Source organism: Bradyrhizobium sp. BR 1432, assembly GCF_051547705.1.
In the GTDB taxonomy this organism is placed as follows: domain Bacteria; phylum Pseudomonadota; class Alphaproteobacteria; order Rhizobiales; family Xanthobacteraceae; genus Bradyrhizobium; species Bradyrhizobium zhanjiangense.
Genome location: NZ_JBPUGF010000003.1, coordinates 1,152,501 through 1,164,719, shown reverse-complemented (window position 1 = coordinate 1,164,719; position 12,219 = coordinate 1,152,501). Strand labels below are relative to the sequence as shown.

Genomic DNA, 12,219 nt, shown 5'->3' with positions numbered 1-12,219 from the left:
GATTGACGAGCGAATCTTAAATGCAGATCCCGCTAACCCATTCGTATGCCTTGTCGTTGAGCCGATCGGTCTTCGGGACAGTCGAGCCCTTCCGGCCCGTTGCCTTTGAGATGCCGTCCCGCGTTGCCTTGTCGAATATCCCGGTCGGCGTGACGGCCGGATCGCACTTCGCGAGCGTCTGTTGCAAGGCTTTGATGGCAACGTCGTCGGCAAAGCGGAACTTCTCGAATGCCGTTGCGTACGCGCGATCAGTACCTGAGCGGTCGGATTCGCAGTGTTGTGCATTGAGAAAAATCTGGGCTTCGTCGTTTGTGCCGATCTGGTTGCTGACCGGCTTGAAGAGCTCAGGTGCCGTTTTGGCCACCCTGCTCATGTTCGCAGCTATTTTGGCCTGACGAATAGCTTCCCGAGTGTCTGCGCCTTCCTGCGTGTTTTTATCGAAATTGCCGCTGGAGCTCGCAATGCATAGGTTTCCTTGTATCCGCCGGCCGACGGAAATGGGCATCTTTTCGGCGTCCGTTTGCCATCCAATAACCATCCCCTCCGGCTTGGGACCGGGCTGTCCAGCCACACCTGGCAACTGAGTGGTGGGGCTGGCCGGAATGGACTGCCGGAACGCCTGCGAGGCCGTAGGAATCAAAGCAGGCCTCTGAAAGACGCCCGGTTGCTGAACCAGAGCACTCGCTCCGCTGCGATGATAGACCGTCAGCGTATTGTTGATGCTCGTCTCGATTGAGAACGGCATGCAGATGCGTAGGTATCCGCGCAGCAGATAAATTGCGGCGGGCTTGTTATCGACCACCTTGTCGATGACTTCGCGGCGATACTGGCTCTGATTGTCCAGCACGACCGCTTGCACGGTCGAATGATTGGCTTCCAGAACAAGGCGGGATTGGACATTTGTGAACGTGTCGGCCGCCAATCCAAAGGCAAGCCCGACGATCGTAATCGGGTTCACGCCGACACCGGTTGCGTTCATTACTCCGATTGATGCCGCGCTTAGCGCGTGGAGTTCGTTGAGGACCGGCGTCTGTGAGCGCTTTCTATCATCGAGCCAGGCGAGGTACGCATCACAGCGCCGGTCGATATCGTTCATTCCGGCTTGGACGAACGTCGCCCACGACCGTCCGAGCAGAGGGGTGTCGCAAGTCTTCCCCTCATTGGCCAAACCGGCCTGCCGGCAAATGAGCGCAACATAGGTGTCATTGAGAGCGGTGGCATTTGGAAGTTCAGAAGAATAGACGTCGGTGCCGATGCCTTGTCGAAAATAATTGCTATCCGAGAGGTTGCACCCTGCAATCAGCCCACCAATCGCCACGCAGATAACAAGCCGAAATAATGAACGCATCTTGTGCCCCCGCACGCAACAGCAATCATCGCACTAACGAGCAGTCCGAAAAGCAAAGCGAGTGGCTCGCGCCCTCAATATTCCCCAACCCGCACGAGGAAGCGTAGGCCAAAATACTGCCGCCCGCCCACGTTGTTCTTCCTCGCGATCCAACTTAGCCGATGTCTCTGCGTTTTTCTATCTCTGGTTACGCTGTGTGGAAATCTCATCAAGTCCTTCAGAATTAGAGAGAAAATAAACTAGTGTCCGAGTTGCATGATTGTCGCATCGGATTTTCAGAAGTCGCCAGCGGTGCGTGCAGCACATGCAGCACGCGAACTCGTAGAGAAGCGAAGCAATTGCAGGATAGCGGCAGGCGCGGGCATCATTTGCACCGGTAAAAATTCAGGCAGCGGTTCGGCGGCAACAGGCGGCCGGTCAGAATGTCAACAACGTGGACGTTGTTGTGGACGCGATCTGATTGTGGTCCATGAGGTAAACACTGGGGCCGATCGGGGACACCCGACACGGGCCAAGCGAGCGAAGGCTTGGCCGGCCTCGACTTTCCGCTTCTAGTTGGCCTTGCGATATGTTGCGTCGCCGCACACCTTCGGCTACTTTGTGAGCAATGCGGACTTCGCGTCGGCGCTTCACGCCTGCCGCGATTCTGGGGAAACAGCCTAGCCAGCCGCGGACGTGGCGTTTGGATCGGTCGCGTCCTTCTTCCTCTTCCAGCTCCGACAAAATATCCACCAGCTCGCGCACCCGTCCCTGTGCTAGCGGGCGCAAGTCATTGATCATCGGCTCGTCATTGGCGAGCCAGGCCTGGGCTTCGGCGAGTTCCTCGACGGTCGCGCCGGTTCCGATGATCTGGGCGATGGTGACGTCGTCGGCCCGGTCCACGGCCTTGATGACATCGTCGCGTGAGAGGCGCGTCATGGGCGATCCTCCTGCTGGTCGGCTTCCGTCAGCGTCTAACCGGGAACCCGCGCATGGGTTCCGCGGTCAGGTCTTCTCGGGCGGATGTTACTTCCTCACCGCCTTGTAGATCGCGTTCTCCACGTCCGAGCTGAAGTAGATGACGCCGCTCGCGCCGATCGCGACGCCTGTCGGGATATGCGTCGGCAGGCCGCCCGGCGCGCCCGTCAGGCCGATCGGGAGATTGGCCGCGATCTCGGTCACCTTGCCGGTCTCCGGCGCGATCTCGATCAATCGTTTGGCGCCGACTTCCGCCACGACCAGTTTGCCGTCGCTGGCGCGCGCGATGCCTTCGGGCATTTTCAGCTCCTTGGCGAGCACGGTCTTTGCGCCGGTCTTGTCGATCCGGGAGACCGCGCCGGAGAAGGCTTCGGTGACGTAGACCTCGCCGTCCGATCCGCCGACGAGACCCACGGGTCCCTCGAGATCGCCGATCAGCGTGGCGCGATCCTTGCCATGCTCACCGCTCACCTTGACCAGCGATTTGGTGCCGAGCTCGGCCACCAGAATGCTGCCGTCCGCGAGCACGATCGCGTCATGCGGAGCCTTGAAGCCGTGCAGCATGTCGCGCGTTGCGCCGGTCTTGCCGTCGATCACCTGCACCGTGCCGGTGAACCAGCTCGACAGCACCACGTCGTTGCCCTTCGCCGTCGCGCTCATCGGATATTCGAGGGTGACGCCGGCGGCGTGCATGCGCGCCTTCTCGGTGACCTCGCCGGTGGCACCGTCCACCGTGCGATAGGCGAACACGTCGGCGACATGGATGGTATCCTTGCCGTTATCCGAGGTGACGCCGATGCCGCCGGGCAGGGCCAGCTTGCCGATGATGATCTGCTTCGCCTGGCCGGTCGCCGGATCGATCTCCTGGATGCCGTTGTCGGCCATGTTGGAGACGTAGATGCGGTCCTTGTCGTCGATCGCGAGATTGTCCAGCGACGGCTTCAGTTGCGCGACCATGGTCTTGGTGCCCGATTTGGGATCGACGCGGACGAGCTGGCCGAGCGCGGTGTCGACCACAAACAGGTTGCCCTTGGAATCGAAGTTCACCGCGGCCGGGACCTTGAAGCCGTCGGCGACGACTGTCAGCTCGGCCTTGTCGACGTCGACTTTGGCGACCTGTCCCTTGAACCAGAGCGGACCGTAGAGCTTGTCGTCGGGGCCGAACTCGAAGCCGTTGAGGCCGCCCATCTTCTCCATGATCTGGCGGGGCGGTTTGACGCCCTCGACGTCGATCTCGTAGAGCGTGTCGCCGAGGAAGACGGTGGTGGCGTAGAGCCTGCCGTCCTTGCGGAAGGAGAGCGAGTTGATGCCGGGAAGACCGGAAGCAAGCTTCTTGATCGGGCCGTCGCCCTTGCTCGCGTAAAGATCGCCGGCGAGGAAGCCGGTCCAGGCCATGGTGCCGTCGGGCGCGAACGCGATGTCGTCGGCCATTCCGATCGGAGCGGGGATTGCAACCTTGGCGGTACCGCCCGCGATGTCGACCTCGTAGAGCGCGGCGCCCGCGACGCTGCCGGCGAACAGATGGCCGGCCTTGTCGATGCCGAGCCCATGTACGCCGTGGAATGCGGAGCCCGGGACGAGTTTGGTGACCTCCCAGGTTGCCGGCAATGTCTCGGCCGATGCGCTCGTGATGGAAAAAATTGCACCAATCAGAGCTGCGCAGGCGAGCCTGTTCTTCATGGCGAGACCTCCCATTTTTCGGAAAGTATTCGCCCATCGCACGGCTTTGGCAAACGAAACTTGACGTTGTGACGCACTGAAGCGACTTCATTTCACTGGTGTTGTGATTCCGACAGTTCATTCCTTCATTCCGGGCCCGAGCGGGGCGGGGAGCCGGAATCCATTGGGCCACAGAGTACGCGGGTAAATGGATTCTCTGATGCGCAATTGCGCATCATAGCTCACGCCTTAGTTGCGCCCGGAATGAACGTCCCGGAATGACATTTGAGTGAATCAGACGTCAGAGGCACAGCACTCGCGTCGCATCCAACTCGCATTCGATATCCGGATGATCGCGCCGTTGCGGCCGCTCATCATCGCTTCGAGCCCGCCGCGGTCTCTCGAGATTTGCGGATCGGGCCTTCCAGCAAGCGATCGCGATTGAGCGTCCAACAGTTCCATCGTCCCAGCCCGACGAGGGCGTCGGAACCCTTTGATTTGATGAAACTGGTGCGGTGGACTGGGGTTGCCCCAGAGCAGCGCAGGATATTTGCCATGAAACAAGATCTTGTCGCCCACAATCATCGTGTCTTTGACGAGCTTCATCCCAAGATCTACGGGGCAGCGGTCGGCCTTGTCGTATGGTTCGCGTTCATGGCCTGGGTGCTGTTTGACCGCAGCAGTGACATCAGTCTTTCCCTCGGCCTCGTCACGTTGCTGTTCGTAGTCGCGATCCTGCTGCCCTGGGCCCTTTCGCGGCTCTGGAGGAGGTATCGGATGCCGTACGAGCCGCATCTGGGGCCGACATCACTGCACGACTGGGAGGCCGGCGAATTCAAGGTCTGGGGTGCAAAACTTCGCGGCTCGCATGCCGCGATCGATGTCCTTTTGCCGCTGGCGGCCGTCTCGTTCGGCCTGACGGCGATCGGGGTCGTCTTCGTGATCGTGCGGGCGTGGGCGCTGCCGTAGCTCTCCGGCGCCGGATTGCCGGATACGGCGGAAGTGATATCTGCATAATGGCCCCGCCCGCGCCGTGGTGCGGACGGGGCTTCGCCTGCTACCGGCTTGTCGTCAGCCGCGGCGGGTTCTGGGACATCATCCAGAGTTCGACCGCAGCAAGCACAGCCACCAAGATGCCGACCACGACGTGCACCGTCATTGCCGTCTTGGCGCCCTGGAACCCGAGCACCCAAGGCGCAATAAGCGTCCACAGGCCGACGATCAGGTTAAGCCACTCCTCCCACACCGCGAAGGCTGCAAGCGCCGCGATGGCCAGGATCGCAATGACAATGCCCGCGACATACGCGTTCTGAGAGGCTACTCCGGCATCGAATCCGAATATCCAGGGCGAGAAGAACAGGAATGCGCCGAGGATCAGGTTCGCGACGTCGCACCATTTTGCGTTCGTCCAGTTCTCCATGACATCCTCCGTTAGCTCCGCCCCCTCATGCAAAAATAACCGGGCCACCGTCCAGCGTGTTCCTTGCGGTTCCAGCGAAATTGAATGAAGGAGCGGAACGCGCGGCACCTGATGCGACGCGGCAAGCCGCCTCGCCACGAAGTCCACTCAGCTGGCTTAGCGGTTGATGACCTGCAGCGGTCCGCCGGTTGCGTCCGACATGCGGGCGATGGCGCCGCCGCGGCCGCTCATCATGCCGTCGAGCCGGTCGCGCTCCTTCTCGAAGCTCGCCAGCATCGGGCCCTCCAGCGACCGGCCGCGCGGCAGCTTCACGCGCATCGGATCGACGAAGCGGCCGTTGACCAGGATCTCGTAGTGGACGTGCGGGCCAGTCGATAGGCCCGACGATCCGACGAAGCCGATCACCTGGCCCTGCCGCACCTTCTTGCCGACTTCCATGCCCTTGGCGAAGGCCGACATGTGGCCGTAGGCGGTCTCGTAGCCGTTGGAATGCTTGATGCGGATATACTTGCCGTAGCCGCCCTCGGGGCCGGCCTTCTCGATCATGCCGTTGCCGGAGGCGAAGATCGGCGTGCCGTAGGCGGTGGCCCAGTCGACGCCGGTGTGCATCTTCACGTAGCCCAGGATCGGATGGCGGCGGCCGCCGAAGCCGGAGCGCATGATGGCGTTGTTGACGGGCTTCCTGACCAAGAACTTCTTCGCGCTCTTGCCGGTCTCGTCGTAGTAGTCGACGACGCCGTCGTCGGGGCTCTGGTAGCGGTAGTATTTCTTGGTCTCGCCGCCGACGGTCAGCGAAGCGAACAGCACCTCGTTCTTCTCGCTCGCGGTCACGCCCTCGTCTTCGCCGGCGTAGAACACGTCGAAGGAATCGCCCGGCTGCACCTTGCGCTGGAAATCGACGTCGTAGGAATAGATCTTGATCATGTCGTCGATGACGGGCATCGGCACCTTGTTGCGCATCGCGGTCTCGTAGATGCTCTGGTAGAGCCGCACGCCGGAGCCGTCATCGTCGTCATCGTCGTCGCTGTTGGCGTTGGCCGTAGCGTCGGCGACGGTGTTCATGCTGGAGACGTCGACCGCGACGTATTTGCCAAGATCGGACAGCGCCGCGATCGCCTCGACCATGGTGTCGTTTGCAACCACCACGCGATAAGGCTGCAGGCGGGCGCCGGGGCTTGCGGGCGCCATCAGGATGCGGAGCTTCTCGCCTTCCTTCAGGCCGCCGTCGCGGCCGCGCGGACCGAGCGTTGCGGTGATCGCCTTGATCTCGTCGGCGGTGGCGCCGAGATCGCGCAGCACGCCGGCGACGCTGTCGCCCTTCTTGACCATGTGGATGCGTTCGCCGTTGGGATTGCCGCCGGTGATCTGCTCCTTGGTCTTCGGCAGCAGCGTGACGTTTTCCGGCACCACGCGCGTCTCGAAGCCGGCATAGGGATCGGCCGACGACACTTCGGTGGCGTAGGCCATCTTCATGTCGGACGCTCCGGTCGCGCCGGAGACGTCGGCGGTGGCATTGGCGAGCGAGGCGTAGCGCACCCCGCCATTGCCGCGCCAATTGGCGGCATCGCGCACCCGCATCAGGATGTCGTCGAGCGCCACCACCGCGGAAATCTTGGCCTTCGGCAGCACCGGCGACAGGTCCTTGGTGACGAAGGAGACCTCGGCGTCGGGCTCGACCGCTTCCGGATTATTCGGATCGTCGGAGGCAGTCTTCGGATCGGAGCCGACGTCGGTGAGCAGGCGCTGGGCGTTGAACGGCGGGATCTTCGCCGACAGATCGCTCGTCGTCATCGACAGATTGCCGGCGATGCGGACGAAGGGGCGCACCCGCATCACGTCGCGGTTGCCGACGCGGGCGACCGTGGAGACGCGGACGATGTTGCGCGAAGCCGTGGATTCGCTCGGCGGCGGCAGCCGGTCGCTCTTGTGCAGGGAGGCGGCGCGATCGGCTGCGCCGAATGCACCGCGCAGCGCGCCTTCGACCCGCTCCGGCACCTTGGCGAAGGTCATCTCGCCGTCGAGTGACGCGAAAACGGCGCCGCCGATCAGGGCCGCGCCGCAGAGTCCGGTCGAATTGTACCGCTGAACCATTGTACCGAGACACGACGGCGATCGATGACGGCGGCCTCAGAACCATCGACGGACAGCGGCGGCTCGTGGCCGAGATCGATGATCCCGGTCTCACGCCCGTAAGCGCCGCGTGACGTCCTGTGGTTCAACCCAAGTCCCCCAAATCAACGACCCAAAAGCCCCGCCTCGAGCCTCTTCCCGGTCGCCCTCTTCGAGGCGTATCGCAGGAAAAAGGCAAGCCGCATAGGCGTTCGCGGTCAGAAGGCCCCGATGACGGGCCGGCCGAAATTACGAACAGCTAAACGGAAAAAGGTCTCTCGATGTCTCTCGAACGCCGGAAGAAGGCCGCGTCATCTGCAAGATCGCCTTCCTCTGACCCCATGAAAACCGCCGGCAGCCCCCACTGGCATCCCCGCGATTTCAAGCTTGTCTCTTATCAGAACGCCGCGGGATTGTGGCTCAAGTACGGCGCCAAATATGGAAAAAGTTTCCTGAAGGAACGGGCGCGGGAGGCCGCCTCGGAAGGGCGCCCCAAGCCGCCTCCCAAGCGTCCGACCAAGCGCCGTCCTAAGCCCCCTCCCAAGCCCCCTCCCAAGTCACCTCCCAAACCGCCTCCCAAGTCCCCTCCCAAGTGCCCCCCTAAGCCCCCTCCCGGAGCCCGCAGGGGCGCAAACTTTTTTTCAGTTTTTTCTCCGCGCGGTCTCCGTCCGTGCGCCTCACGCCCTTCTAACTGCCTGGAATCGCGTGAATTTTTCAGCCAATCCACTGTGCGACGATTTGTTGACGATGGGCGTTGACAGCCCGGAAGGTGGGGCCTATAACCCCAACCACTGAGCGCGGCGCCGCCGGGTCACTGACCAAGGCGAGCGAACGCGCCACTGATGCTCCTCACCTTGTTGAGTGACACAACAATCGACACCAGTCGATTGGAGTTCATTCATCGTCGGTAAGGGTGTCGGAACCCTTCCTCCCAGGAAGGTTGGGGCCTCCACGGTCCCGGGCTGTTTGACAAGTGAAGATGAAGAAAGAGAAACGTGGACGGCGGAGTCCTTGCGGGTCTCGCTTCTGAAAAGCTTCGGCTTTTCTGATCGAGACCGGACGAAAGACTTCGGCGGTACACGTTTCAAAGGTAACACCATGGCCTCTTCATTGAGGTCAGTTCGCAAGCGATGTGAATCGCTTCGCGAGTATGGTGGGACCTCGTCAAACGTTGTGATCAGCCGGTTCAAAGTTCAAGTCCAACTTGAGAGTTTGATCCTGGCTCAGAGCGAACGCTGGCGGCAGGCTTAACACATGCAAGTCGAGCGGGCGTAGCAATACGTCAGCGGCAGACGGGTGAGTAACGCGTGGGAACGTACCTTTTGGTTCGGAACAACACAGGGAAACTTGTGCTAATACCGGATAAGCCCTTACGGGGAAAGATTTATCGCCGAAAGATCGGCCCGCGTCTGATTAGCTAGTTGGTGAGGTAATGGCTCACCAAGGCGACGATCAGTAGCTGGTCTGAGAGGATGATCAGCCACATTGGGACTGAGACACGGCCCAAACTCCTACGGGAGGCAGCAGTGGGGAATATTGGACAATGGGGGCAACCCTGATCCAGCCATGCCGCGTGAGTGATGAAGGCCCTAGGGTTGTAAAGCTCTTTTGTGCGGGAAGATAATGACGGTACCGCAAGAATAAGCCCCGGCTAACTTCGTGCCAGCAGCCGCGGTAATACGAAGGGGGCTAGCGTTGCTCGGAATCACTGGGCGTAAAGGGTGCGTAGGCGGGTCTTTAAGTCAGGGGTGAAATCCTGGAGCTCAACTCCAGAACTGCCTTTGATACTGAAGATCTTGAGTCCGGGAGAGGTGAGTGGAACTGCGAGTGTAGAGGTGAAATTCGTAGATATTCGCAAGAACACCAGTGGCGAAGGCGGCTCACTGGCCCGGTACTGACGCTGAGGCACGAAAGCGTGGGGAGCAAACAGGATTAGATACCCTGGTAGTCCACGCCGTAAACGATGAATGCCAGCCGTTAGTGGGTTTACTCACTAGTGGCGCAGCTAACGCTTTAAGCATTCCGCCTGGGGAGTACGGTCGCAAGATTAAAACTCAAAGGAATTGACGGGGGCCCGCACAAGCGGTGGAGCATGTGGTTTAATTCGACGCAACGCGCAGAACCTTACCAGCCCTTGACATGTCCAGGACCGGTCGCAGAGATGTGACCTTCTCTTCGGAGCCTGGAACACAGGTGCTGCATGGCTGTCGTCAGCTCGTGTCGTGAGATGTTGGGTTAAGTCCCGCAACGAGCGCAACCCCCGTCCTTAGTTGCTACCATTTAGTTGAGCACTCTAAGGAGACTGCCGGTGATAAGCCGCGAGGAAGGTGGGGATGACGTCAAGTCCTCATGGCCCTTACGGGCTGGGCTACACACGTGCTACAATGGCGGTGACAATGGGATGCGAAGACGCAAGTCCTAGCAAATCTCAAAAAGCCGTCTCAGTTCGGATTGGGCTCTGCAACTCGAGCCCATGAAGTTGGAATCGCTAGTAATCGTGGATCAGCACGCCACGGTGAATACGTTCCCGGGCCTTGTACACACCGCCCGTCACACCATGGGAGTTGGCTTTACCTGAAGACGGTGCGCTAACCCGCAAGGGAGGCAGCCGGCCACGGTAGGGTCAGCGACTGGGGTGAAGTCGTAACAAGGTAGCCGTAGGGGAACCTGCGGCTGGATCACCTCCTTTCTAAGGATGATCCTTCAGCGAGCTCACGCTCACTATCGGATCGTTTTAGAAACATCAGTGGCCAACAGATCGCCAGATCGTTGAGCTGCATTGGCGGGATTTCGCCGTCTTCGTTTCTCTTTCTTCGCGGACGAACACGCGCCGGGGCTGCGCTGTGCGATTGCATCTGCGCTGGTCGCTGATGCATGCACGCAAGACCCTAGTCCTGATAAGGATAGCGTTAGGGGCTTGTAGCTCAGTTGGTTAGAGCGCGCGCTTGATAAGCGTGAGGTCGGAAGTTCAAGTCTTCCCAGGCCCACCACGCTTCGCCGTTGGCTTCGCGTGGCACTGCCATGCAAGACGATGAAGCGAAGTGTGTCCGGCATAGCCCGAAGGGCGACGTCGGACTTAGAGAGGCGCTTCGTCTTCTGGTTACGGGGCCATAGCTCAGCTGGGAGAGCGCGTGCTTTGCAAGCATGAGGTCGTCGGTTCGATCCCGTCTGGCTCCACCAGATGGTTTGATCACCGAGATCTTGACCGTCGTCCGCGAAACATCACTTCGCATTCACTAGTCTGGATAGACAGTGAACTGCGTGTTTTCTGACATCGTAAAGAGGAGATCGATCCGAGTTGGGTCGTGCAGCATATCGTTGCGCGGGCCTTCATTATCTCCGGATCATTTCGGCGCTCGCTTTCAGCCGTGAGGTTGAATGCGGGTTGTAAATGATCCTTTTAGCGAAGCTTGACCGCCTCGCTATCGGAACGATCTTACGAAGCAAGCTGGTCTTTCTAGTCAATGTCCGGCTGTACGTAGCATTCATCGAGGGTGCGCGCCGCAAGGCAATCGTACAGACAACATTCTGCCGAGTGTGTGGACATTGATAATGAGAGCAATCAAGTGCCTTAAGGGTGTTCGGTGGATGCCTTGGCGCTGAGAGGCGATGAAGGACGTGCTACGCTGCGATAAGCCGTGGGGAGCTGCGAAGAAGCTTTGATCCGCGGATTTCCGAATGGGGAAACCCACCTTCGATAGCCGGAACTCCAAGACCTTGTGTGTTGGGGTTCGAGCAGAAATGTGAGAAATCAAACCGCGAGGTTTTGGATTTCCGGTTATCAAGAGAAGGTATGAGACTTCTGAATACATAGGAGGTTTCAAGCAAACCCAGGGAACTGAAACATCTAAGTACCTGGAGGAAAGGACATCAACAGAGACTCCGTTAGTAGTGGCGAGCGAACGCGGACCAGGCCAGTGATACATCAAAGACAATCGGAACCAGTCAGGAAAGCTGGGCCTCAGAGGGTGATAGCCCCGTACGAGTAATGCGATGATGTATCCACGAGTAAGGCGGGACACGTGCAATCCTGTCTGAACACGGGGGGACCACCCTCCAAGCCTAAGTACTCCTCAGCGACCGATAGCGAACCAGTACCGTGAGGGAAAGGTGAAAAGCACCCCGACGAGGGGAGTGAAATAGACCTGAAACCGGACACCTACAAACAGATGGAGCCCAAGATTCGTTCTGGGTGACATCGTACCTTTTGTATTATGGGCCAGCGACTTAATTTAACGAGCAAGCTTAAGCCGATAGGCGAAGGCGTAGCGAAAGCGAGTCTGAATAGGGCGCCAAGTTCGTTGTATTAGACCCGAAACCTAGTGATCTAGCCATGAGCAGGTTGAAGGTGAGGTAACACTCACTGGAGGACCGAACGGGTGCCTGTTGAAAAAGGCTCCGATGACTTGTGGTTAGGGGTGAAAGGCCAATCAAACTGGGAAATAGCTGGTTCTCCGCGAAAGATATTTAGGTATCGCCTCGGATGAATACCTCAGGGGGTAGAGCACTGGATGGGCTAGGGGGACTTACCGTCTTACCAAACCCAACCAAACTCCGAATACCTGAGAGTACTATCCGGGAGTCACACGGCGGGTGCTAACGTCCGTCGTGGAGAGGGAAACAACCCGGACCTACAGCTAAGGCCCCTAATTCGTGGCTAAGTGGGAAAGGATGTGGAAATCCCAAAACAACCAGGAGGTTGGCTTAGAAGCAGCCATCCTTTAAA

5 protein-coding genes, 2 tRNA genes, 2 rRNA genes and 1 pseudogene (1 of these 10 cut by a window edge) are annotated in these 12,219 nt (G+C 59.7%); 5 read left to right on the top strand and 5 right to left on the bottom strand.

The features are described 5' to 3' along the window. Nucleotides 1-16: 16 nt before the first annotated feature. From ACSKB8_RS05660 to ACSKB8_RS05650, 3 genes are all read right to left on the bottom strand, one after another. Nucleotides 17-1,348: a hypothetical protein gene (locus ACSKB8_RS05660; RefSeq protein WP_438103113.1), complete on the bottom strand. Its 1,332-nt coding sequence runs from the start codon at nt 1,346-1,348 to the stop codon at nt 17-19. A 417-nt stretch (nt 1,349-1,765) separates the two neighbouring features. After that, nucleotides 1,766-2,266, bottom strand: coding sequence for a hypothetical protein (locus tag ACSKB8_RS05655; RefSeq protein WP_438103111.1), 501 nt, complete (start codon nt 2,264-2,266; stop codon nt 1,766-1,768). An 87-nt stretch (nt 2,267-2,353) separates the two neighbouring features. Then, complete coding sequence (locus ACSKB8_RS05650) at nt 2,354-3,985, bottom strand: hypothetical protein (RefSeq protein WP_438103109.1); 1,632 nt, start codon at nt 3,983-3,985, stop codon at nt 2,354-2,356. A gap of 534 nt (nt 3,986-4,519) precedes the next feature. On the opposite strand from ACSKB8_RS05650, the gene ACSKB8_RS05645 reads away from it, so the two are divergent. Further along, nucleotides 4,520-4,933 carry a hypothetical protein gene (locus ACSKB8_RS05645; protein WP_438103107.1) on the top strand — a complete coding sequence of 138 codons (414 nt, stop codon included), beginning with the start codon at nt 4,520-4,522 and terminating at the stop codon, nt 4,931-4,933. Nucleotides 4,934-5,021: 88 nt separating this feature from the next. On the opposite strand, the gene ACSKB8_RS05640 is transcribed toward ACSKB8_RS05645, so the two are convergent. Then, nucleotides 5,022-5,384, bottom strand: coding sequence for an SPW repeat protein (locus ACSKB8_RS05640; protein ID WP_370990202.1), 363 nt, complete (start codon nt 5,382-5,384; stop codon nt 5,022-5,024). 156 nt (nt 5,385-5,540) lie between these two features. Beyond that, a pseudogene (locus ACSKB8_RS05635) lies at nt 5,541-7,603 on the bottom strand (M23 family metallopeptidase). Nucleotides 7,604-8,693: 1,090 nt separating this feature from the next. Between ACSKB8_RS05635 and ACSKB8_RS05630 the strand changes: the two are divergent. The 4 genes from ACSKB8_RS05630 to ACSKB8_RS05615 form a co-directional block, all read left to right on the top strand. Continuing rightward, nucleotides 8,694-10,182 (top strand): 16S ribosomal RNA (locus tag ACSKB8_RS05630). A gap of 224 nt (nt 10,183-10,406) precedes the next feature. Further along, nucleotides 10,407-10,483, top strand: a tRNA-Ile gene (locus tag ACSKB8_RS05625). Nucleotides 10,484-10,597: 114 nt separating this feature from the next. Beyond that, nucleotides 10,598-10,673, top strand: a tRNA-Ala gene (locus tag ACSKB8_RS05620). Between the two features lie 380 nt (nt 10,674-11,053). Then, nucleotides 11,054-12,219, top strand: a 23S ribosomal RNA gene (locus ACSKB8_RS05615) (it continues 1,679 nt past the right edge of the window). The 16S and 23S rRNA genes sit together here with 2 tRNA genes alongside, the layout of an rRNA operon.